Below are 22198 nucleotides of genomic sequence, written 5' to 3'. Positions count from 1 at the left end.
ACCGTGTTCGTTCCCGATAATCTACGGAGCCGTCACCTTGTCGGCGACCGCAGTACTATTTGGCAACAGGAGAAGGACTGCGATGGCGCATAGCGTCGTTACCGCGGCCAGCCACCAGCAAAGTGTCGAAAACGCAGTCTGATAGGCATCCCGCAACAGGTCGTCCCCGATGTGGGACGATATTGCCGCTGCACCAGCCAAGTCGCCCACTGCCAGACGCTGACCTGTCTGGTTCAGGAGAGGCGCAGACAAAGGTGCCAGCTGTCCGAGGGATGCCGAGGTCAACGCCGACAGGGCGGCGCTGACGATTGCAAGCGCGATGCCTTCACCGGCAACCCGCACGGTACTGAATATGCCGGTCGCCATTCCCGCACGCTCCACCGGCACGACGCCAACGGACAAGCCATCCATCAAGCCCCATGGCAGGCCTGCGCCCACCCCGATGACGAGCATGGGCAGAACGATCATGGCTCCATCCTCTACGGTGAAGCCGGCAAGCCAGACGAGGCCAGAGGCGGCGATCAGCAGGCCGATGCCGCAGAGCATGCCCGGCGAAACATGACGCGCCAACATCGTCGCAACTATAGGCACCACCAGCATCGGAGCCGACAGTCCCAACATGATGAACCCCGCCCCGATTGCTCCTTGTTGCTCGATACCGATGAGGCGCAACGGGATGATAACAAGAAGAACAACGAAACAGGCGCAGGTGGCGATTGGCAATAGCTGCACCCCCACGAACCGCGGATAACGGAACAGCGATAAGTCCAGCATCGGTCGCGCCGCCCGCATTTCGATCAAGACGAAGGCTGCAAGCGAAAGCGCAAATCCTGTGCTGAAAGCGATGATACCGTTAGACCCGAGAACAGGCAGCTCGATCATCGCAACGGTGAAGAGAGTGAGCGTGAGGGTAAAGCTTGCGGCGCCCAGCCAGTCGAGTTCCGCCGCATTGGGATCCCTCGTTTCACGCATCCGTGGCGGGCCGAGGATCAGGGCAAGGAGGCCGATCAGGCCGCCGGCAAGGAATATTGCCCGCCATCCGACCGTTTCGATCATCAATCCCGTCAGCAGCGGACCAGATGCAAGACCGACGCCGAAGGTCGTTCCAAGCAACCCAAAGGCGCGCGTTCTAGCGTGGCCGTCGAATTCCTGCGCAAGTGCGGCCGTCCCTCCGGCCAGGGCAGCGGCGGCGCCCACGCCTTGACCGGCACGTAGCAGATCGATGATCCACACCGAAGGCGCAAATCCAAGCGCAAAGGAGAAGCCGGTAAACAGCGCAAGGCCGATCAAGAACACCCGCCGTCTGCCATATCGATCGGCCAGCGCGCCCGCCGCCATCAGAAGACTTCCGAAAGCCAGCATGAAGGCATTGGTGATCCAGGTGAGGGATGCAGGCGATCCACCGAGGTCCTGCCCGATCGCCGGCGTGGCAACCGCACCGGCGGAGAAGTTCAAAGGAAGCGTCAAGGCGGCAAGACACACCGCCACCAATACCGAATTCCGGCTGGCTGAGGATCTATGAGGGGCATCGTTCATGCGAACTCCAATCGTGAAATGGGATCGCGACACCAAGGTCGCGTATCGGCATCCATTCTCATCAGACGACACGAATTCGACAATCGGCCTCACAGGCCTTTCATTGCGGATTAAAATTCTCTAATCAGTGACAATGGATAAGTTGAGCGAGATCGATGCCTTCGTCCGGGTTGCCGAAAGGCTGAATTTTGCCAAGGCCGGGCAGAGCCTGGGGCTGTCACCTTCTGCTGTCGGAAAGAGCGTTGCCCGACTGGAGGCATCTCTGGGCGTACGGCTGTTCAACCGTACCACCCGGCAGGTCTCCCTGACCAATGAAGGGGCAATGCTGTTTGAGCGGTATCGGTCCATCCTGACCGATCTGCGCGACGCACATGAAGCAGTCACGGACAATCTGGCCCTGCCTCGCGGCAGTCTGCGCGTGACGCTTCCGACAATCGGATACCGCTTTCTGCTGCCGATCGTGCCTGAATTTCGCCGGCGTTATCCCGATATCGACCTGGAACTCGACTTTAACGACAGGCGCATCGATCTGATCGAGGGCGGCTTTGATGCTGCAATCCGCAGTGGCGAGCTTGATGATTCCAGCCTGATAGCGCGGCGTCTTGGTCCATTCCGCTTCATTTTATGCGCGTCGCCGGACTATTTTCAACGAATGGGCACGCCCCTGCACCCCAGCCAATTGCCAGAGCATGATGCATTGCGCTTCCGCTTTCCGACCTCCGGCAGGTTTCAGGAATGGCTGCTGGAAAACGGCGACAACCCCCTGTCGAGCATGCGTATCGCCCTCACCTGCGGTAATATGGAGGCGATAAGGGCGGCGGCGATTGACGGGATGGGGCTCGCTTACATGCCTGAATTCCTGGCGACGGACGCCATCAGGGATGGCCTGCTCGAGACGGTCCTGAACGAACATCTCGCCGCACCAGGCCAGTTTTCAATTGTCTGGCCATCAGCCCGCTTCATGGCGCCGCGGCTGCGCGCTTTCATCGATTTTGCGATCGAAAAGCTGTTTGTCGAAACCTGACTGGAGTATCTGCGCATGACAGATGCCGACGGGCTTATGCGCGCCGGTGGCGTTCGTCCATTGAAGCCATAGGCGGACTACTACGTTGCATTTCTTGACCAATAAGACGGTGGTGGGTAAATAAAGGATGCTGATGAGGAGTTTATGACCATGGACAAAGATCGCCGATAATCCGGACTTACGTCGATGACAGCGCAGTCTTTTCAAAACGACGCGTTGTCTAGCTCAGCATTTGCATCAAAGGAACATTCATGCCCAGACTTTCTGGAAAGACCGCACTCGTGACCGGCGCGGCGCGCGGAATTGGTGCGGCTATCGCCCAAGCGTTTGCTGACGAGGGGGCACAGGTCATCGTTACCGATATAGACGTGGATGGCGGCTTGTTGACCGCAGGCTCAATCGGCGGGAGGTTTGTCCGTCTCGACGTCGCATGCGAAGCAGACTGGACGGAAATTGCCAATCAGTTTCCCAAGATGGACGTCGTCGTCAACAATGCGGGAATAACCGGCTTTGAAGGACCATTCGAAGGGGGCCCGCCTGCCCATGATCCAGAAAATTCCCAACTTGCTGATTGGCACAAGGTCCATGCGGTCAACCTGGATGGCACCTTTCTGGGCTGCCGTTATGCCATCCGCGCCATGCGAGCAAATGGTGCGGGGTCGATTATCAACATTTCCTCACGCTCAGGGCTTGTCGGAATTCCAATGGCAGCGGCCTACGCCTCATCCAAGGCCGCCGTCCGCAACCACACCAAGAGCGTGGCCCTCTACTGCGCCGGTCAGGGCTTGAACATCCGGTGCAACTCAATTCACCCTGCGGCCGTGATGACACCGATGTGGGAGCCGATGTTGGGAAACGGCCCGGATCGCAAAGATCGTGAAGCCGCGCTGGTCAAAGAAACGCCCATGCAACGCTTTGGCAGGGCCGAGGAGGTCGCCGCGCTCGCAGTCCTGCTCGCATCGGACGAGGCAACTTATATGACTGGGGCCGAACTGAACATCGATGGCGGCATTCTTGCAGGATCAGCCGCAGCACCTGGAAACTAGAACAAAGGGCTATGGGACGACCGCACCTCTTGGTCCATTGCAACCATTATGATGAAAGATAGTAAAGGTCGAACTTCCACCGACCAGTTCTGTGGCACTCCCGGCAAACGTGTCAAAACCTTGGATCATTCGGGAAGAGTTCGGCCCAAATGATTGATGACGGCAATTGGGTCAAACCGATCAATCTATGCGTTGATGATCGTCGCTAAAAACTCAAGACGCACAGAAATGGAAAAGGCCCTCCCGGTTCGGAGAGGGCCTGTGTTCATTACCATCGATAGTCGCGACGGTCTCGCCATTCGCGATGTTCGCGCCAATCTCTGCGCTCGCGCCATTCTCTGCGGGCCTGACGTTCACGCCACTCCCTACGGCCTTCCCAGCGATCACGTCTGTCCCAGCCGCGCTCATATCTCGGCGGTCCATTGGGCCGGCAATATCCGCGCGGCGATAGATGAAAGCCGCGTCCGCAAGCATAGTCCACACTTTGAACGTTGGATGCCAGGGGTGCGGCCGGTTGACCGACAGGCATCGCGTTCGCGCCACTGCCGAACAGGGCACCGAGAATTATTCCAGCGCTTAAAATCATCTTACGCATTTCATCTCCCTCCTTCCGGGATGGAGGGATTTAGCGCCCTTGCCGGTGAACTGTGGCTGAATGAATCTTGATGTTTTCGTGGCAAAAACTCCACAATTGTGGCAGATGCCGACTTCGCGTTCCGATCGCTGCGAAAGGGTGAAGCGGCGTCAAAGCGGCGTGGCTCACTGCCCCGCCCCAGTCAATGCAGACCTGTTATTCTTTTATGTGCCAGTGGGTTGACGGGACGGGATGTATCCCCTCCGGTTGCAGTCCCGCGGTTTTCGTCATAGTCCTCAAGCGAATGAGGAGACGGTGATTGAACCCCAATCTGGACACAAAGCCCGAACCAAAGCCAAAGAGCAAACGCCTCATCTGGCCTTGGGTGCTGTTGGCCGTTCTAACGCTTGCAGCCGTTCTCACGCTTGCGGGCATCTATATATACAGGGAACTGACATCGACGGCCGAGGATCTGGCTCGAACCTGGCGCGACCTCGTGCAACTGTTCTGGCTGATAATGCCGGACCGTCAGCCCTAGTCTTGGGTAACAGACAGGCTCTAGTGGCAAAGCCTGAGCGCAGCATGGAATCCCAAAAAAATTGAAGAGTTTGCGGCGGCGGTGTATCGGATCGCAAACTCTGTTTTTAGGAACCTGAATGCAACCGTCTTTTAGATTGCCGCCGCTGGAGGCGCTTGTTGTTTTTGAGGCCGCGTCCCGTTTGGGCAGCTTCTCCCGCGCGGGCAACGAGCTTGGCCTGACGCAGAGCGCCGTCAGCCGGCAGATCGGCAAGCTGGAAGCGTTCATTGGCTCCAAGCTTTTCGAGCGCGTGCCGACGGGCGTGCGACTGACAACCATCGGCGAAAACTACTCGATCGATATATCGCGGCTGATCCTCGACATCGCAAGTGTCACGGACGGCGTCCGCTCGTGGACCGGCGCCAGCCAAATCACCATCGCCTGCTCTCGCGGGATTGCGGATCAATGGTTCATGCCTCGCCTGCAGAAACTGAAACGCGATATTCCCGGCATCGAATTGCGGGTGCGGGTAACTGACGATGTGGCACATCTGCGTCTGGATGAATTCGACCTGGCTATTTTCTATCGCAAGGAAAGACCGATTGGCGTCTGGCTATCGGAACTCGGCCAGGAGGAGGTCGTCCCCGTTTCTGCCCGCGGCATGACCAATCTTATGGAGCAGAGGGCACCGGTTTTGATCTCCATCGAAGATTCGATGCGGGAATGGCAGGATTGGAGCGACTGGTGGCGCTCATCACACCTGTTGCCGCCACAGGATGCAATCCAGTGGAAACTCGGAGACTATGGCCTCTGCGTCGCGGCGGCATCGCAGGGGCTTGGTGCAACGCTTGGGTGGACCTGGCTCATCCGCGACCAACTGGATAGCGGAGCGCTCGTTCCTGTGCATTCCCATGCCATGCGCTCGGAAGGCAAATTTTACCTGATGCGACCGGCAGATCGCCACCAGCGTAAAATTGTGCGCGAGGTTTCCGATTGGCTGATTGCAGACAACCATAAAACCGCGCGCTGAAACCCGTCATGCCTGCGCAGGAGGTGTCTTGCGGCGCCGGTCCAGGAGAAACCGCGCGTACCCGATGATGGTGAACAGCAGCCAGGCGACCTGTGAAATCAGCGAGCCGAGGTTGAAATTCCATATCAGCGAGTAGATCAGAAACACGCCACCCAGAACGTTTAAGAGAGTGTAGCGCCAGTCTTCTATCGTCAGAAGTCGTAGCTGCAACAGGGCATAGGCGAAGAGATAAAAAAACGCTCCTGCAAGGCCGACAAGATCCGCTAGCCCCATTTGTATCCACTCCATAAACACGCCCGCCCGGCGAGCGCCTGCTACACCGGACCCGCTCCGGCGCATCCCTTTACTCCGCTTCGCAGATAACCGGATGCGCTCAGATTTCATGACCCCATGCGCAAAAATCATACCCCCCTGCGCGCATCGGTATCTAGTGCCGAACCGTCGAGTACGATACGCCACTGCCAGCCGCGCCTCGTCCGGCCCCGATAAAAAACAGGGAACCCAAACATGACATCCTCCCCCTTTTCCTTCTCGCTCGACCGGCGGCATTTTCTTGCCGGCGCGGCCAGCCTCGCGGCGCTTTCTGCCGGTTTCATCACAGACGCCAGTGCGCAAGGCGCGGACACACCGAAGAAGGGTGGCGTTTTGAAATTGGGTATCGGCGGCGGCAGCACCACGGATAACCTCGATCCCCGCATCCTGAAAGACTGGGTGCCGGTCAATCAGGCCTTCATGATCATGAACGGCCTTGTCGAGATCGATGCCAGCAATCACGCTGTGCCTGAATTGTTCGAAAGCTGGGAAGCGCAGCCCGGCGCCGTGGAGTGGGTCTTCAAGCTGCGTCAGGGTGTCACCTTCCACAACGGCAAGACCCTGACGGTGGAAGACGTCATCTACTCCATCAACCTGCACCGTGGCGAAACCACCTCTGCGGCACGCTCGGTCGCGTCTGCGCTCAAGAGCGTCGACAAGCTTTCCGACACCGAGGTCAAGATCGTCCTCGAAAGCGGCAATGCCGACCTTCCTTACATCCTGTCCGACTACCATTTCCTCGTTGTGCCCGAAGGCTGGACGGATTTCAGCAAACCTGTCGGCACCGGGCCATTCGTGTTCGAAAGCTACGATCCGGGCGTTCGTTCGCGCTTTACCCGTAATCCGAATTACTGGAAGCCGAATGCCGCTCACGTTGACGCCGTGGAAGTCATCGTCATCAACGATATCGCCGCACGCACCAATGCCATGATGTCGGGTCAGGTCCATGCGATCAACCAGCTCGACTTCAAGACAGTAGACCTGCTGCGCCGTAACCCCAACCTCAACATCGTCCAATCGGCTGGCGGCCAGCACTTCACATTCCTGATGGATTGCACGCAGGCGCCATACAAGGACAACAATATCCGCCTTGCCATCAAGCACGCCATCGACCGCGAGCAGCTTTTGAAAACCGCGCTGCGTGGCTACGGCCGCATCGGGAACGATCATCCGATCCCGAGCTCTGACCGCTTTTATGCGGATCTGGCGCAGCGTCCCTACGACCCCGAGAAGGCGAAGTTCTATCTGAAGCAGGCTGGCCTCGATACGCTCAAGGTAGAGATTTCCGCTTCCGACGCCGCCTTCTCCGGCGCTGTGGATGCAGCGGCGATTTTCCGCACGAGTGCGGCCAAGGGCGGCATCGATGTTTCGATCAAGCGCGAACCCGCCGATGGCTACTGGGACAATGTCTGGATGAAAGCTCCATTCTGCATGTCATACTGGGGCGGACGCCCGACGGCAGACCAGATGCTGACCATCGCTTACCAGTCCACCTCGGCGCAAAATGATACGCACTGGAAGAACGAAAACTTCGACAGGAAACTCATCGAGGCGCGTGCACTTCTCGACGATGCGAAGCGCAAGGAAATCTATGCCGAGCTTCAGGCGCTCATCTCCAATGAGGGCGGCGCCATGATCCCGATGTTCGGAGATTATCTGGATGCGACATCCAAGAAACTGAAGGGCGTGACCACGCATCCGATGTTCAACTTCATGGGTGCCCGTCTCGCTGAAAAGGTCTGGTTGGACGCATAATGACTAAGCTTATCCTGAAGCGCATTGCTTTGGGTATTTTGACGCTTCTGCTGGTGTCGGCGCTTATTTTCGCCGGCACTCAGCTTCTTCCCGGAGATGTGGCGTCGGCAATACTCGGACAGAATGCGACGCCTGAATCTCTCGCCGTGCTGCGCGCCGATCTCGGTCTGGAGCAGCCCCTTCTGCAACGTTATCTTTCCTGGCTCGGCGGTTTCGTGACCGGCGACCTTGGAAATTCGCTGGCAAACCACCAGCCCGTTGCAGCTCTCTTATGGCCGCGGTTCTGGAACACCATGGCGCTGGCGCTTTATGCCGCCGCCGTGTCCGTTCCGGTTGCCGTGCTTCTGGGTCTGTTCAGTGCCATCTGGCGCGGCAGCCTGTTCGATCGGGCTGTCAACATCGTTGCGCTGGGCTTTGTTTCACTTCCGGAATATTTTCTGGGCCTGTTGCTGATCCTTTTCGTGTCCGTGCAGTACAATCTTTTGCCGAGCCTTGCCGACACTTATCCGGGCATGGGCTTTGCGGATTGGCTGAAAGCCACCACGCTTCCTGCTCTGACGCTGGTTCTGGTGACTGTGGCGCAGATGCTGCGCATGACCCGTACCGCCGTTCTTGCGGTCATGGATCAGGCCTATGTCGAAACAGCCTATCTCAAGGGATTGCGGACCAAACGCGTGGTTCTCCGCCACGCGCTTCCCAACGCCGCGGCCCCGATCGTCAACGTCGTATCGTTCAACATCGCCTATCTCATCACCGGTGTGGTGCTGGTAGAGGCCGTGTTCAACTATAACGGCCTTGGCCGTTTCATGGTCGATGCCGTTTCGAAGCGGGACCTTCCGTTGGTACAGGCGGCAGCCCTCGTTTTCGGCGCAACCTACGTCATTCTAAACATCATTGCCGATGTGTCGGCAATTGCGCTTAACCCGCGCCTGAGGCACCCCCGATGAAAATGCTCCGCACCATCACCCCAACCGCATGGGTCGGTCTTTTCATCATTTCGGTCAACATCGTCCTGTTCGCAGCCGGTCCGCATATTGCGCCTTTCGGGCAGGAGGAGATCGTCGGTTCGCCTTTCGATCCGCCTTCGGCAATGCACTGGTTTGGCCTTGATCAGAACGGACGCGATATGCTGTCGCGCCTTTTGGCCGGTGCGCAAATCTCCATCGGCGTTTCGCTGGCGGCGTCCCTGCTCTCCTTCACAATCGGGATCACGCTTGGTTTCATCGCGGCCATCTTCGGCGGCTGGATCGATATGGTTCTTTCGCGCATCGTCGACACTGTCATGTGTATTCCAGTGCTGATCTCGGCTCTTGTCGTGCTGCAGGCGCTAGGCTCGTCCATCCCCGTGCTGATAGTGACCATTGCGCTTCTGGATTCCACCCGCGTCTTCCGTCTGGCGCGCATTGTCGCCCAGGGCGTGAATGTGCTGGAATATGCCGAGACCGCGCGCCTGCGCGGAGAAGGCCTGATCTGGCTGGTGTTCAGGGAGATACTGCCCAATGCGCTGCCGCCGCTCATTGCGGAATTCGGCCTGCGTTTCTGCTTCACCTTTCTGTTCGTGGCCGGTCTGTCCTTTCTCGGGCTTGGCGTTCAGCCGCCTTTCGCAGACTGGGGCGGCATGGTGAAGGACAACCAGCAGGCCATTCTTTACGGCCTCTACGCACCGCTTTATCCGGCCGCTGCCATCGCCGTTCTCACCATCGGCGTCAATCTCGTCGTAGACTGGCTGCTGGCCGGCCGCAGCGCAATTCAGGGAGCAGACCGATGAGTAACAATGAGGTCCTGCAAATTCGCGGCCTGAAAGTTGCCGCACCGAATGGAGCCATTCTGGTTGATGGTATCGATCTGGATCTCAAGCGCGGTGAGGTCAAAGGGCTGATCGGTGAATCCGGCGCCGGTAAATCCACCATCGGGCTTGCCGCCATGGGATATGGCCGAAACGGTTGCCGCATCGTTGGTGGAGAAATCGTCGTGAACGGCGTTTCGCTGATGACGGTCGATCGCGCCGGTCGTGAGGCGGCGCGCGGTGCGCGCATCGCCTATGTGGCGCAAAGTGCAGCTGCGGCGTTCAACCCTGCCATGAAGATTGGCGAACAGATTATCGAGGGACCGCTTTACCACGGCGTCATGAACCGGCGGGAAGCTGAAGCCTGGATGCTGGAACTGCTGCAGGCGCTGCAACTTCCCGATTATCAGAATTTCGGCGACCGTTACCCGCATCAGGTCTCCGGTGGGCAGTTACAGCGCGCGATGGTGGCCATGGCGATGTCATGCCGCCCTGACATACTCGTGCTGGACGAACCTACCACGGCACTCGATGTCACCACGCAGATAGAGGTTCTGGCCCTGCTCCGCAGTCTCATCCAGCGCTACGATACCGCCGCCCTCTACATCACGCATGACCTTGCCGTCGTCGCGCAAATTGCAGACAGCATCATGGTCTTGCGCCATGGCAAAAAGGTGGAGGCCGGTTCTGCCGAGGATATTCTCGAGCACCCGCAGGAAGACTATACGCGCCGTCTTGTTTCCGAACGCCAAGCCAGCATGTCCGGCGAATCCGTCCAGAACAGGGGTGGTGAAATCCTGCTCGAAGCGCGTGACGTCACCGCCTACTACGGTCGCAAGAAGGTGCTGGACAACGTTCACTGCGAAATCCGAAAGGGCGAAACACTGGCAGTCGTGGGTGAATCCGGTTCGGGAAAATCCACTTTGGCCAGGGTTATCGCCGGGTTGCCGCCGCAATCTTCCGGTGTCGTTTCGCTGGCTGGACACCGGCTTGCGGACAAGTACTCCAGGCGTTCCCGCGAAGATCTGCGCCGTATCCAGCTCGTCTACCAGCTTCCGGATGTGGCGCTCAATCCACGCCACACCGTCGGCGAGATCATCGGCCGACCCATGTCGTTCTATTTCGGAATGAATGAAGATGAGCGCGCCTCCGAGGTGAACCGGTTGCTGGACCTGATCGGTCTGCCCCGGGAGTTTGCAGAGCGCCTGCCAAAAGCGCTTTCCGGGGGGCAGAAGCAGCGCGTGTGTATCGCACGCGCACTTGCCGCAAGACCCGATCTTATCATCTGCGACGAGGTGACATCGGCACTTGATCCTCTCGTGGCGGAAGAAATTCTCAGACTGTTGCGCTCGTTGCAGGATGAACTGGGCGTCTCCTATCTGTTCATAACCCATGACCTCGGCGTCGTTCGCCGGCTCGCCGACAGGACGATGGTCATGCAGCATGGCCGCATTGTCGAAACCGGCACGACCAAGGAGGTTTTTGCACCTCCTTACCAACCCTATACCGAACAGCTCATAACCTCGGTCCCCGAACTGCGGCGCGACTGGCTGGATGGTGTGCTGGCAAAACGTGGCCTCCCCGCCGCATGATCTGCGGGGCGGTTCACTCTTTCATTGTTGTCTCCCGGTAAAGCGATGCTCGCTTCAAATGACCCGACTGGAATACCCCCAATGACAATACGTGTTGAAGAACATATCTGGATTCCCATGAGCGATGGCGTGCGCCTTGGTGCTCGCCTTTGGCTGCCGGAGGGCGCGGAACAATCGCCGGTTCCCGCCATTCTCGAGTATATTCCCTATCGCAAGCGAGACGGAACCCGCGGGCGCGACGAGCCAATGCACGGCTATTTTGCCAGCCAGGGATATGCCGCAATTCGCGTGGACATGCGCGGCACAGGCGAATCCGATGGCCACATGGCGGACGAATATCTGAAGCAGGAACAGGACGACGCACTCGAAGTGATCGACTGGGTTTCCCGCCAGCCGTGGTGCAGCGGCAATGTCGGCATGATGGGTAAGAGCTGGGGCGGCTTCAACGGCCTGCAGGTCGCCGCCCGCCGCCCGCCGGCACTGAAAGCCGTCATCACCGCCTATTCGACCGACAACCGTTATACCGACGACATTCACTACATGGGCGGCCTGCTGCTGAACGACAATCTGTGGTGGGGCACCATCATGCTTGCTTATCAGAGCCGTCCGCTCGATCCGGAGATCGTCGGCGACACGTGGCGCGACAGCTGGATCGACCGCCTGGAGAAGCTCCCCTTCTTTCCCGCACTCTGGCTGGAACACCAACGTTACGACGATTACTGGAAACACGGCTCGGTCTGCGAAGACTGGAGCGCCATTGAATGCCCGGTCCTTGCCATCGGCGCATGGGCGGACAGCTATACCAATGCCGTCCCACGTCTTCTCGAAAACCTTCAGGTCCCGCGTCGCGGCATCATCGGTCCGTGGGGCCATATCTACCCCCAAGATGGTGTTCCCGGTCCCGCAATTGGCTTCCTGCAGGAAGCAATGCGCTGGTGGGACCATTGGCTGAAAGGCAAGGACACCGGCGTCATGGACGAGCCGATGCTGCGCGCCTTCGTCAGCGACACAATCGAACCGACCGGCACGCGAACGACGACGCAAGGCCGCTGGGTGGGCGAAACAACATGGCCTTCGCCTGAAATTGCAACCCGCTCACTTTACCCCGGTGCAGCGAAGGAACTGCGCGATACGGCAGGCGAACCGGCAATTCTCAGCATTCGTTCGCCGCAAAGCCACGGCAAGGCGGGCGGGGAATGGATGGCGACCGGATGCCCCGGCGAACATCCAACCGATCAGCGGCTCGACAACGGTGGCGCGCTCGTTTTCGAAACCGCCTTGATGGAAGAGGATTTCGATATTCTCGGTGCGCCGGTAGCGCGTCTGCGCATTGCCGCAGATTGCCCTGTCGCGCAGATTTCACTGCGCCTCAACGACGTCTTGCCGGATGGCCGTGTCACACGTGTCAGTTATCAGGTTTTCAACCTGACCCACCGCGATAGCCACGAAAATCCGGAAGCGTTGGAACCCGGCAAATTTTACGATGTCGCAATCAAGCTCAATGACTGCGGTTATCGTTTTGCCAAAGGGCACCGGCTGCAACTCGCCATCGCCACGGCCTACTGGCCGATGGTATGGACATCGCCTTACGATGCGACGATCAGCGTTTCCGTTGCAGAAAGCGCGCTTGACCTGCCCGTGCGTGCCACCGGTGACGACAAGCCTGTGCGTTTCGAGGCCCCTGCCCACGGCCCATCGACACCCATGACGCAGGTCGATCCCGGCACGGTCCGCCGCTGGACCGAACAGGACCATGAGACGGGTATCAACACCTATGTCACGGAAGGCGTGGGCGGCTTGTTCGGCGAGGGCATGTTGCGGTTTGACGACATCGACACCGAACTCAGCCATAGCCTGCGGCGTGAATTGACCATTCGCGACGGAGATCCCCTCTCCGCGAAATACGTCCTCACCCAGACATATGAAATTGGCCGCGATGGGTGGCGCATCAAGATCGAGAGCCGCACCGAGATGCGCTCCGACAGGGAGAATTTCTACCTGACCGGAGAACTTTCGGCACTCGAAAATGGCAGCCTCGTCAAAACCCGGAAGTGGGATGAGCGCTACAAACGCGACCTCATCTGATGTTGCATGGCCCCTGCAGCTATTTGCGGGGGCCTAAAACATGCCATTGTCTCGGTACCGTATCTGTCAGCTTTCCTGTTCAGGAGCGATCAATGTCACGGTTGGGAAACAGGATCGATATCGGCCTACGTCTCGTGTCAGAAGCGGGAGACCTTGAACCGCAGCATGAGCCCCAATAAAAAAGTCTGGCAAAACTCCTGTGCGGGATCCGCCCACACGGCGATACTGCGTGAAGACCTTCCCGCTAAAAACAATGCAGAGCGAGTAAAAGGGATGGCCAAGCACAACTTTTTGTCGAGACGCAAAAATTAAAAAAACTAATAGTTGACGCAACCGTGCAAGCACGCTATAACGAACCATCGAATTTGCTTGCTTAGCTTTGCTTGTTGCGCGATTGGCACCGCGTTCTGAACGAACCTTTCCTTTCAAAATCGCTATCAATGTTCGCAGCGCTTTTTAGTGCTGTGGGTCCTCTATCGCTATGAAAGGGTTCATCATGACCACTGGCACAGTTAAATGGTTTAATTCCACTAAAGGCTTCGGCTTCATTCAGCCTGACAACGGCGGCACAGATGCCTTCGTTCATATCTCCGCCGTTGAGCGGGCTGGTATGCGCGAACTCGTCGAAGGCCAGAAGATCGGCTTCGACCTGGAACGCGACAACAAGTCCGGCAAAATGTCGGCCTGCAATCTGCAGGCTGCCTAACGGGTTTTGCTTCCCTTTGACCACGGATGTACTGGCACTGCCGGAAGCACCCCGAACCAATCAAGGCCAGGCAAATTGCCTGGCCTTTTGTTTTCCGCTCGCATGCCGAGCCTTATCACCGGAACACCCATGACAGAAAAATACAGTATCTCGCGCCAGAAGGCCGAGGTTGCCTTCAGCAACATCCAGACGCCGTTCTTCGCAAAAGACAAAGCGCTCGACGAGCTTGATTCGATCACGCAATCCCGCGACGCCAAGACCTTGCGGCTGCGGGAAGCACGTCTTGCAAAGGAACAGTCTGATCGCATTTCTGCGACATCCGCTCTTCTTGCCAAGCGTGCCCGTGCACGATGATGGTTTTGACGGCATCGTCAGAACAGGTGCCTGAAGCCAATTCGCATCAGACGGCTTCCTGACCATCCCGGTATTTACAGACGCCGGGCCTTGAGCTGTTGCATGCCTGTCAACTCCCAGGCAAGCTTACGTTCCATCTGCCCAAGCGCGGCGCCAGTTATATTAAATCACTAAATTAGAATTATTTTTAAACACCGAAGCTATCGGCGTTTACGTCTCGCTCCAGGTCATCGTGTAACGCGTTCCCTTGGCCTGTTCCGGGTGCGTATGCGTTTGCTCGACACGAGCACCAATGTTCTGAGCCATCGCCATAATCAGCTTTGTTCCGAGGCCAGTACCACGCGGAGATGCGTCGGGCTTTGAACCGACACCATCGTCTTCGACAACGAGAACAAATTGCCGATTTTCTTCCGAAAGTGCGACACGGACCGTGCCGGATTGATCTGGATAGGCGTACTTCAGTGCGTTGGTCAGCAGCTCGGTGATGATGACACCCAGAGCTACGGCATGGTCTGCCTTGAGGCTGATGTCACAAAGCGATGTCTCGACGGTAATGGACGAAGATCCGGGAACCGCCTGAAACAACCCATCGATGATCGACGTCAGATACGAATTGAGCGATACCAAACCTATATTGTCGGTATTGTAAAGGCTGCGGTGAACGCCGGCGATCGCCGAAATCCTGCTTTGGGTTTCCAGCAAGGCGACTTCGGCTTCCTCAGACTTGATGGTGTTTATCTGCAGGCGAATCATGGCGGATACCAGCGAGAGGCTGTTGGCGACCCGATGGTTCATCTCCTTCACCATCATTTCCGCATGTTCCTTGGCCTTCACCAGCAACCGGTCGGATTCCTCCTTCGTCTGACGCAGACGATGGTTTTCCAGCGACTGATCGATAGCCGTAAGCAACAGCGGGAAAAAGTCGTCGCCGACATTCTTTATGACGTAGTCGGCGGCGCCCGCCTTGAGGGCGTCGATCGCGATCTGGGCTTCGTTCGATCCCGTTACATAAAGAACGGGAACCCGCCCCGGCAACGACTGAATCGCGGCAAGGAACTCCATTCCCGTCGATGTCTGGAAGTAATGGTCCAGAACGACGATATCGAACTGCTCGTCTTGAAACATCTTGAGCCCGGACGCCACGGATGCGGCATGGACCACCTCCATTCCGTGACGACCAAGGATCCGACTGGAAAGCCGCGCCAGAGCCGGATCATCATCAACATACAAAACGCGCAATGCCATCATGCCTTCAAGGTACTTGAATTACGGAGAAGAACAGGCCGAGGTTCTTTATCGCACTCGCAAAGCCTTCGTAGTCGACCGGCTTGGTTATATAGACATTTGCACCAAGGTCATAACATTTCTGAATCTCGGTTTCGTCATCCGTCGTCGTCAAAACGACCACCGGCAAACGGCGCGTATATTCGTTACTCTTGATCTCCTCGAGAATTCGGATACCCGACATATCAGGGAGGTTAAGATCGAGCAAAACGAGAAGATATCGATCTTTGCTGACAACGCCATCGCGGTTTTCACCGAGGATGTAGTCGAGTGCCTTTGCACCGAGCGTAAAGGGCATGATCTCGTTATTCACACCTGCGCGACGCACGTTCTTCTCGATCAGCCGAGCATGACCTTCGTCATCCTCGATCATAATGATCGTTACCTCTTGACCGGTTGCCTTCATTTTTCGCCTTCTTTCGTCACTTTTCTGAGATCGCTCGGCAGCAGCAACGTAAATGTACTGCCTTTGCCAAGTTCGGAACTCACCTTAATGTCTCCTCCTAAACTTCTTATTAGCGACCGAACATGGGCAAGGCCGATGCCTTCCCCCGGCTGATCCTGATCACCGGCGCGGCGAAAGAGTTCGAACACCCGTTCCAGATCATGCTGGCCGATGCCGCGCCCGTTGTCGCTGACTTCGATGCTGATGGCACCTCGCCCGGACGGATAAGCGCGGGCAGTCAATCGCAGCGGTCGTCCCGGCAACTGGTATTTCACCGCATTGTCGAAAAGATTGCCAAGAATCTGGTCGAGAGAGATGCGATCCGTCACGACTGTCAGCTTTGATGTCTCGACATTGATCTCGCCGCCATTGGCATTGATCTGGTGGCGAACCGTCTCGGAGAGCGATGACAGTAATGTCTCTATGTCGACCTTTTCCGGTTGCAGCTTTCGCTGACCATCACGGGATATCTTCAAGATCGCATTGATCAACTGGTCCATCTTGCGTGTCGAAGAGCGGATGAAACTGATCGCCTCGGGAAGATCCTCCTCGACAGCCAGTCTGGCATCCCGAACCACGTCATCGGAAGGCATTTTGCCGTCTGCGAGCACATAGGCGCTGACCGGCTTCAGGGACGTATCGAATTCGGAGAGGAACCCCATGATATTAACGAGCGGCGCACGCAAATCATGCGTGACGATATAGGCGAAGCGCTGAATTTCCTGATTGGCGCTGCGAAGATCACGGGTTCTTTCCTCAACCCGCTCCTCCAGATGGCGATTTAGCTCGTCAACATCTTCCCGAGACCGGTTCAACGCACGGATATATGTGAAGACCAGAAAGATTGAACCGCCGACAACAAGCAGGATCGCCAGCGTGCCGCCGAGCGTGACCCATTGCAATGTATTGGCGGCGCCAAGTTGGTCTCCGACGATGATGCGGAGCCGATCGTCGGTCTGCGATTGCAGCTTCGACAAGATCGCCCTGATTTCGTTCATGAATCGTTTGCCGTCATTCTCACGGACGACTTCGACTGCCTCGGTGATGCGTCCGGCTTTTTGCAGATCGATGGTTTCCTGGGTTTCAGCCAGCTTGTTGGCGACGGCATTACCGAGATCCGTCAGATCCTGCTCGTATTGCTTCTGGTCCTTCAGCACTTCGAGAAGTCTGGACTGCCTCTGCGGCAACAGGCTCAAGGCCTCCTGATAAGGGCTCAGATACTCGATGTTGTTGGTCAGCAGATAACCCCTCTGCCCCGTTTCAATGTCCTGCATCGACGTCAGGATATCGAGAACGGCTGCCCGCACGCGGCGCAACTCGGCTGTTTCTTGCGAGTACCGGTTGTTCACCTGCACCAGCCACAGCGAAGTGGCGACCATTCCGGTCAATATTGCAACACCCACAGCGAGCATAAACAGGCTTCGCTGAGCAAAAGGCGAAAAACTAATCACAGTTGTAAATTCCCGGCATGCACCTCATTCGCGGGCAAACTAGAATATGCGGCGCATTGAATCGAACGTTTTATTTTCGATTCATATGGGAACCACCTTTGACGACGCGCGTTGAGCAAGGCTGTAAAAAATATTCCGCTCAGAAAAGCGGATAGCGGCACGAAACATCACGGTTTTCAATCCGGAATGCCGGAGTTGCCTTAAACCACCTGAACCAGGTGGCCCGGGGAAACAGTTTTATAGTTTCGCGTCGGCGTTTGAAATCCTATCGGCCGTATCGGGCTTTTCAGTTCATCGTTGGATATGCCGCGCTTTATTCCGCGTCGCGCCGGATCGGGTACCGGCACTGCCGCCATGAGTTTCTTCGTGTAAGCATGTTGCGGATTGTCGAAGACGGCAGCGCGCGGACCGATCTCCACAATCTCACCGAGATACATCACCGCGACGCGATGGCTGACACGCTCCACCACCGCCATATCGTGGGAGATGAAGAGGAAGGCGAGATTGAGGCTCTGTTGCAGGTCGAGTAGCAGGTTGCAGACCTGCGCCTTGATCGAAACATCGAGAGCCGACACGCTTTCGTCGGCAACAATGACCTTCGGATCAAGGGCAAGCGCACGGGCAATCGCGATGCGCTGGCGCTGGCCGCCGGAAAATTCGTGAGGATAGCGGCTCGCCATGTCGGCGGTTAGACCAACCTTTTCGAGGAGATCGGCAGTCTTTTCCTTCGCCTGCTTCGTAGTGCCCAGTTTGTGCTTGATGAAGGGTTCGGAAATCGCCGTACCCACCGTCATGCGCGGATTGAGCGACGAGAACGGATCCTGAAAGATCATCTGTACGGACTTACGCATATTGCGCAGGCCGACGGTATCGAGCCGCATCACATCGTAACCATCGAGCGAAACCTCGCCGGCCGTCGGTTCGACAAGACGCATGATCGAGCGGCCGGTCGTCGACTTTCCGCAACCGGACTCGCCGACCAGTGCAAGCGTCTCCCCCTGAAACAGATCGAAGGAGACGTTTTCGACCGCGTGGACCGCACCCGTCTGCCGGGCCAAAAGGCCGGAGCGGATGGGAAACCGCGTCACGAGGTTCTTGACCGACAGAACAGGTGTCTGTCCGCTCGCAACCGTTTCGGCCACTTCTACCGGCTCGGTCGACAGGCCGGTTTTCATGTCGAGGACCGGAAATCGCGTCGGCCACTGCCGGTCGCGCATCGAGCCGAGCTTCGGCACCGCCGAAAGCAGCGCCCGCGTATAGGGATGCTTGCCGCGCTGGAATATATCCCCGGTCGGTCCGGTCTCGACCTCATCGCCCCGGAACATGACAATGGTGCGGTCGGCGATCTCCGCCACGACGCCCATATCATGAGTAATGAAGAGGACCGACATGCCCTCCTCTTCCTGAAGCAGTTTGATCAGATCGAGAATCTGGCCCTGAATGGTGACGTCGAGCGCGGTCGTCGGTTCATCGGCGATCAGCAGTTTCGGCCGGGAAGCGAGCGCCATTGCGATCATCACGCGCTGGCGCATGCCACCGGAAAACTGATGCGGATACTCGTCGAAGCGACCGGCCGCGTTGGGAATACGAACCTTTTCGAGAAGCCGGACCGTCTCCGCCCTTGCCTGCTGCTTCGAAAAGCCCTTGTGCCGGATGAGGACCTCGGAAATCTGGCGGCCGATCGTGAAGATCGGATTGAGCGACGTCATAGGCTCCTGAAATATCATCGAGACGTCGTTGCCCCGCACGCCCCGCATGTCCTTCTCGGAAAGCGCCAGAAGATTGCGCCCGTTCAAGAGAACTTCACCCTCAATCCGGCTGAAAGCGGGGCTAAGCAGGCGCATGATGGACAGCGAGGTGACGGACTTTCCCGAACCGGACTCACCGACAATCGCGACGGTTTCGCCCGGAGCGACATCGAAGGAGACGTTACGGACGACGCTCTTCCAAGCATCATCGACGAGAAAAGAAGTGGTCAGGTTTCTAACGGAGAGAACAGGTGTCGTATTCATGATGTCATCGTCCCACAGCATAGGCCTGCATCAGTCGCGGGGTTGCGGCGGCCCGCAGCAGGCCATCGGCATCCCGCCGTGCGGCAGTTAGGCGCCCTACCGACCACGCATCGGCAACGGTGACCTTGTGTCCGCGGCTGCGAAGCTCCTGCAGCGTGATATCACCCACGGTGCTTTCAACCATGATCTCGCCCGGCGAGCTGGTGCGCGGATAAAACGAGCCGGGAAAATGCGAGGTATGGAACAGCGGCATGTCGATGGCCGCCTGCAGGTTCTTGCCGTGATGCGCATAACGCAGGAAGAAGGGCAGCTGCCATTGATCCTGCTGATCGCCGCCCGGAGTACCGAACACCATGGAAGGGCGTCCCTGATGCAGCGCGAGCGAGGGTGTCAACGTGGTGCGCGGGCGTTTTCCAGGTGCAAGCGAGGTCGGCAGGCCTTCCTTCAACCAGAACATCTGGGCGCGGGAATTGAGCGCAAAGCCGAGACCCGGCACGATGGGGGATGATTGCAGCCAGCCGCCGGACGGCGTGGTTGAGACCATGTTGCCCCAGCGGTCGATGACATCGATATGCACGGTATCGCCGCGTTTTTCGGTAAGATGCGACATGGTGGGCTCGTAGACGGTGCCCTTGCCGCTCATTTCGGCGAGCATGGCCATGGTGGTGTCCACCTGCTTCTCGTAACCCGGCACGATGCCGGGACGCAGATCAAGCGATGCCTCGCTGCCAATCAGTTTACGACGCCCGGCATTGTAGCCTTCAGAGAGAAGATATTCCGTCGGAATCTGGCCGAAATCAGGATCGCCGTAATAGACCTCACGGTCGGCAAAGGCGAGCTTCATGGCCTCAACGATGGTGTGGATGAAATCGGGACCTGACGGGTCCATCGCCACAAGATCGAAGCCTTTCAACAGGGCGAGCGACTGCAACAGAACCGGTCCCTGCCCCCAGGCAGGCGTCTTTGCAATCGTCCAGTCATGATAATCAAGCGTCTGCGGCGCCTCGATGGTCGCGCTCCAGTCCGCCATATCCTGCGCCGTCAGCACGCCCTTGTGCTTGGTGCCGCTTGCATCCATGACTTCAGCGGTCTTTACGTAAGTGTCGATGGCTTCCGCTACGAAACCCCGATAGAAGGCGTCGCGTGCGGCTTCAATCTGGTTTTCGCGACCCGAACGCGCTTCGGATTCAGTGACGATCCGCTTGTAGGTTTCCGCAAGTACAGGATTCCTGAAAAGGGCGTGCGGCTCGGGTGCGGCACCACCCGGCAGCCAGGTCTCGTAGGATGTCGGCCATTCCCCCTCGAAGAATTCCGCCAGCCCCTTGATGGTGGCGGAAACGCGCGGCAGGGTCGGATGTCCGTATTCGGCATAATAGATGGCCGGTTCCAGCACCTCGCGCACGCTCATCGTGCCGTAGTCGCGCAGCATCAGCATCCAGCCATCGAAGGCTCCGGGAATGACGGTTGCAAGCAGACCATCGCCGGGGATCAGCTTAAGCCCCTCCGAGGTATAGTGCTCGATGGTGGCGCCACTCGGAGCAGGCCCCTGCGCGCAAATGACTTCGACCTTGTCCTTCTTCTTTGAATAAAAGACGGCAGGCATGTCGCCGCCGGGGCCACAGAGATGCGGTTCGACGATCTGCAGCACGAAGCCGGTGGCAACCGCTGCGTCGAAGGCGTTACCTCCCTTTTCGAGGATTGCCATGCCCACGGCCGATGCGATCCAGTGCGTCGAGGTGACGACGCCGAATGTGCCAAGGATCTCGGGGCGTGTGGTAAATTCGGTCATTCAGTCAGTTCCTTATGAGAAATCATGCTTCGCGCGGATCGAGCGCATCACGCAGGCCATCGCCCAGGAGATTGAAGCCTATGACGACGAGGAAAATTGCAATGCCGGGCCACATCGTCATCCACGGCGCCTGGCTCAGAAAGTTCTTCGCGGTGTTCAGCATGGAACCCCACGACGGCGCCGGTGCCTGCTGGCCAAGGCCGAGGAAGGAAAGGCTCGCTTCCGCAATGATGGCGGTCGCAACCGTCAAGGTCGCCTGCACGATGATGGGAGCAAAGACATTTGGTAGGATGTATCGTGTCATGATGTCGAAGTGGTTGAGGCCAATCGACCTTGCCCCCTCGACATAATCTTCCATCTTGACCGCCAGCACCTGACCACGGGTCAACCGAACGAAAATCGGCATGGCGGAAAGCCCGATGGCGATCATCGCGTTGGTAAGGCTCGGGCCGAGGAAGGCCGCAAGGGCAATTGCCATGATGAGGAACGGCATAGCCAACAGCGCTTCGGTGATGCGCGATATGACCATATCCACCCAGCCACCGAAATAACCGGCGATCAACCCGAAGGGTACGCCGATGACCACCGCGATCATGACGGAGACAACACCCGCCATCAGCGAGGCGCGCGCGCCATAAATCATGCGCGAAAGGATATCACGGCCAAGATCGTCGGTGCCGAGCCAGTGGGCGGCGGACGGCGCCTTGCGGATGGCCGACCAGCTGGTCGCAATAGGGTCAGAAATCGGCAGGATCGGTGCTGCAACGGCAAGTACCGTGAAGAAAAGCACGATAATCAGACCGGCCAGCGCCGATTTGTTGCGCTTCATTTTCTTCCAGGCGCGGCTTTCCTGCCGCGGCACCGGTACGGACAGGTTTTGATCGAGAGCGGTCATGATAT

The 22198-nt window shown here is 57.8% G+C and carries 20 protein-coding genes and 1 pseudogene; 11 read left to right on the top strand and 10 right to left on the bottom strand.

What is annotated here, in order from left to right; translation table 11 throughout:
- Positions 1-21: 21 nt before the first annotated feature.
- Positions 22-1536 carry an MFS transporter gene (locus CRO62_RS12145; protein ID WP_323455486.1) on the bottom strand — a complete coding sequence of 505 codons (1515 nt, stop codon included), beginning with the start codon at positions 1534-1536 and terminating at the stop codon, positions 22-24.
- A 133-nt stretch (positions 1537-1669) separates the two neighbouring features.
- Between CRO62_RS12145 and CRO62_RS12140 the strand changes: the two genes are divergently transcribed.
- Positions 1670-2560, top strand: a complete 891-nt coding sequence (locus CRO62_RS12140) for a LysR substrate-binding domain-containing protein (RefSeq protein WP_097100314.1) — start codon at positions 1670-1672, stop codon at positions 2558-2560.
- A gap of 251 nt (positions 2561-2811) precedes the next feature.
- Positions 2812-3606, top strand: coding sequence for an SDR family oxidoreductase (locus tag CRO62_RS12135; RefSeq protein WP_097100313.1), 795 nt, complete (start codon positions 2812-2814; stop codon positions 3604-3606).
- Positions 3607-3874: 268 nt separating this feature from the next.
- On the opposite strand, the gene CRO62_RS27630 is transcribed toward CRO62_RS12135, so the two are convergent.
- The gene (locus CRO62_RS27630; protein WP_097100312.1) at positions 3875-4201 is read right to left on the bottom strand and encodes a GCG_CRPN prefix-to-repeats domain-containing protein; all 327 of its coding nucleotides are present in this window, start codon (positions 4199-4201) and stop codon (positions 3875-3877) included.
- Between the two features lie 298 nt (positions 4202-4499).
- On the opposite strand from CRO62_RS27630, the gene CRO62_RS12125 reads away from it, so the two are divergent.
- The gene (locus CRO62_RS12125) at positions 4500-4718 is read left to right on the top strand and encodes a hypothetical protein (protein WP_003517716.1); all 219 of its coding nucleotides are present in this window, start codon (positions 4500-4502) and stop codon (positions 4716-4718) included.
- 118 nt (positions 4719-4836) lie between these two features.
- Positions 4837-5727 (top strand): LysR substrate-binding domain-containing protein, encoded by an 891-nt coding sequence (locus CRO62_RS12120; protein WP_013761341.1) that lies wholly within the window; start codon positions 4837-4839, stop codon positions 5725-5727.
- 6 nt (positions 5728-5733) lie between these two features.
- Here CRO62_RS12120 and CRO62_RS12115 read toward each other — a convergent pair whose 3' ends face one another.
- Positions 5734-6000: a CBU_0592 family membrane protein gene (locus CRO62_RS12115; protein ID WP_003517727.1), complete on the bottom strand. Its 267-nt coding sequence runs from the start codon at positions 5998-6000 to the stop codon at positions 5734-5736.
- Positions 6001-6234: 234 nt separating this feature from the next.
- Between CRO62_RS12115 and CRO62_RS12110 the strand changes: the two genes are divergently transcribed.
- From CRO62_RS12110 to CRO62_RS12090, 5 genes are all read left to right on the top strand, one after another.
- A complete protein-coding gene (locus CRO62_RS12110; RefSeq protein WP_097100311.1) occupies positions 6235-7794 on the top strand; it encodes an ABC transporter substrate-binding protein in 1560 nt (519 codons plus the stop codon).
- Complete coding sequence (locus tag CRO62_RS12105; RefSeq protein WP_097100310.1) at positions 7794-8741, top strand: ABC transporter permease; 948 nt, start codon at positions 7794-7796, stop codon at positions 8739-8741. The genes CRO62_RS12110 and CRO62_RS12105 overlap by 1 nt, the downstream gene beginning before the upstream one ends.
- Entirely contained in the window at positions 8738-9562 is an 825-nt protein-coding gene (locus CRO62_RS12100; RefSeq protein ID WP_097100309.1) for an ABC transporter permease, read from the top strand. Before CRO62_RS12105 ends, CRO62_RS12100 begins: the two co-directional genes overlap by 4 nt.
- Positions 9559-11172 (top strand): ABC transporter ATP-binding protein, encoded by a 1614-nt coding sequence (locus CRO62_RS12095; protein ID WP_097100308.1) that lies wholly within the window; start codon positions 9559-9561, stop codon positions 11170-11172. The genes CRO62_RS12100 and CRO62_RS12095 overlap by 4 nt, the downstream gene beginning before the upstream one ends.
- Positions 11173-11253: 81 nt before the next feature.
- Positions 11254-13257: a CocE/NonD family hydrolase gene (locus tag CRO62_RS12090; RefSeq protein ID WP_097100307.1), complete on the top strand. Its 2004-nt coding sequence runs from the start codon at positions 11254-11256 to the stop codon at positions 13255-13257.
- 66 nt (positions 13258-13323) lie between these two features.
- Here the strand turns inward: CRO62_RS12090 and CRO62_RS27625 are convergent.
- Positions 13324-13529, bottom strand: a pseudogene (locus tag CRO62_RS27625) (type II toxin-antitoxin system VapC family toxin); the annotation flags it as partial.
- Between the two features lie 224 nt (positions 13530-13753).
- Between CRO62_RS27625 and CRO62_RS12080 the strand changes: the two are divergent.
- Positions 13754-13963, top strand: a complete 210-nt coding sequence (locus tag CRO62_RS12080) for a cold-shock protein (RefSeq protein WP_003517737.1) — start codon at positions 13754-13756, stop codon at positions 13961-13963.
- 129 nt (positions 13964-14092) lie between these two features.
- A complete protein-coding gene (locus CRO62_RS12075; RefSeq protein WP_003517740.1) occupies positions 14093-14317 on the top strand; it encodes a hypothetical protein in 225 nt (74 codons plus the stop codon).
- Between the two features lie 210 nt (positions 14318-14527).
- Here the strand turns inward: CRO62_RS12075 and CRO62_RS12070 are convergent, their stop codons facing one another.
- The 6 genes from CRO62_RS12070 to CRO62_RS12045 all read right to left on the bottom strand — a co-directional run bounded on the left by CRO62_RS12070 (position 14528) and on the right by CRO62_RS12045 (position 22193).
- Positions 14528-15565 (bottom strand): sensor histidine kinase, encoded by a 1038-nt coding sequence (locus tag CRO62_RS12070; protein ID WP_097100305.1) that lies wholly within the window; start codon positions 15563-15565, stop codon positions 14528-14530.
- 4 nt (positions 15566-15569) lie between these two features.
- Positions 15570-16007, bottom strand: a complete 438-nt coding sequence (locus CRO62_RS12065; RefSeq protein ID WP_003517744.1) for a response regulator — start codon at positions 16005-16007, stop codon at positions 15570-15572.
- Positions 16004-17458 carry a sensor histidine kinase gene (locus CRO62_RS12060; RefSeq protein ID WP_097100304.1) on the bottom strand — a complete coding sequence of 485 codons (1455 nt, stop codon included), beginning with the start codon at positions 17456-17458 and terminating at the stop codon, positions 16004-16006. Before CRO62_RS12060 ends, CRO62_RS12065 begins: the two co-directional genes overlap by 4 nt.
- Before the next feature lie 239 nt (positions 17459-17697).
- Positions 17698-19509, bottom strand: coding sequence for an ABC transporter ATP-binding protein (locus tag CRO62_RS12055; RefSeq protein ID WP_097100486.1), 1812 nt, complete (start codon positions 19507-19509; stop codon positions 17698-17700).
- A gap of 4 nt (positions 19510-19513) precedes the next feature.
- On the bottom strand, positions 19514-21298 hold the full coding sequence (locus tag CRO62_RS12050; protein ID WP_097100303.1) for a gamma-glutamyltransferase family protein: 1785 nt from the start codon (positions 21296-21298) through the stop codon (positions 19514-19516).
- A 22-nt stretch (positions 21299-21320) separates the two neighbouring features.
- The gene (locus CRO62_RS12045) at positions 21321-22193 is read right to left on the bottom strand and encodes an ABC transporter permease (protein WP_162648903.1); all 873 of its coding nucleotides are present in this window, start codon (positions 22191-22193) and stop codon (positions 21321-21323) included.
- Positions 22194-22198 lie beyond the last annotated feature (5 nt).

Source organism: Rhizobium sp. AN6A (assembly GCF_900215635.1).
Taxonomy (GTDB): domain Bacteria; phylum Pseudomonadota; class Alphaproteobacteria; order Rhizobiales; family Rhizobiaceae; genus Agrobacterium; species Agrobacterium tumefaciens.
This window is presented reverse-complemented; position numbering and strand designations above follow the sequence as displayed.

Coding starts and splice junctions, on each gene's coding strand:
- CRO62_RS12145 (WP_323455486.1), bottom strand. CDS start 1,536: ATGAACGATGCCCCTCATAGATCCTCAGCCAGCCGGAATTCGGTATTG.
- CRO62_RS12140 (WP_097100314.1), top strand. CDS start 1,670: ATGGATAAGTTGAGCGAGATCGATGCCTTCGTCCGGGTTGCCGAAAGG.
- CRO62_RS12135 (WP_097100313.1), top strand. CDS start 2,812: ATGCCCAGACTTTCTGGAAAGACCGCACTCGTGACCGGCGCGGCGCGC.
- CRO62_RS27630 (WP_097100312.1), bottom strand. CDS start 4,201: ATGCGTAAGATGATTTTAAGCGCTGGAATAATTCTCGGTGCCCTGTTC.
- CRO62_RS12120 (WP_013761341.1), top strand. CDS start 4,837: ATGCAACCGTCTTTTAGATTGCCGCCGCTGGAGGCGCTTGTTGTTTTT.
- CRO62_RS12115 (WP_003517727.1), bottom strand. CDS start 6,000: ATGGGGCTAGCGGATCTTGTCGGCCTTGCAGGAGCGTTTTTTTATCTC.
- CRO62_RS12110 (WP_097100311.1), top strand. CDS start 6,235: ATGACATCCTCCCCCTTTTCCTTCTCGCTCGACCGGCGGCATTTTCTT.
- CRO62_RS12105 (WP_097100310.1), top strand. CDS start 7,794: ATGACTAAGCTTATCCTGAAGCGCATTGCTTTGGGTATTTTGACGCTT.
- CRO62_RS12100 (WP_097100309.1), top strand. CDS start 8,738: ATGAAAATGCTCCGCACCATCACCCCAACCGCATGGGTCGGTCTTTTC.
- CRO62_RS12095 (WP_097100308.1), top strand. CDS start 9,559: ATGAGTAACAATGAGGTCCTGCAAATTCGCGGCCTGAAAGTTGCCGCA.
- CRO62_RS12090 (WP_097100307.1), top strand. CDS start 11,254: ATGACAATACGTGTTGAAGAACATATCTGGATTCCCATGAGCGATGGC.
- CRO62_RS12080 (WP_003517737.1), top strand. CDS start 13,754: ATGACCACTGGCACAGTTAAATGGTTTAATTCCACTAAAGGCTTCGGC.
- CRO62_RS12075 (WP_003517740.1), top strand. CDS start 14,093: ATGACAGAAAAATACAGTATCTCGCGCCAGAAGGCCGAGGTTGCCTTC.
- CRO62_RS12070 (WP_097100305.1), bottom strand. CDS start 15,565: ATGATGGCATTGCGCGTTTTGTATGTTGATGATGATCCGGCTCTGGCG.
- CRO62_RS12065 (WP_003517744.1), bottom strand. CDS start 16,007: ATGAAGGCAACCGGTCAAGAGGTAACGATCATTATGATCGAGGATGAC.
- CRO62_RS12060 (WP_097100304.1), bottom strand. CDS start 17,458: ATGCTCGCTGTGGGTGTTGCAATATTGACCGGAATGGTCGCCACTTCG.
- CRO62_RS12055 (WP_097100486.1), bottom strand. CDS start 19,509: ATGAATACGACACCTGTTCTCTCCGTTAGAAACCTGACCACTTCTTTT.
- CRO62_RS12050 (WP_097100303.1), bottom strand. CDS start 21,298: ATGACCGAATTTACCACACGCCCCGAGATCCTTGGCACATTCGGCGTC.
- CRO62_RS12045 (WP_162648903.1), bottom strand. CDS start 22,193: ATGACCGCTCTCGATCAAAACCTGTCCGTACCGGTGCCGCGGCAGGAA.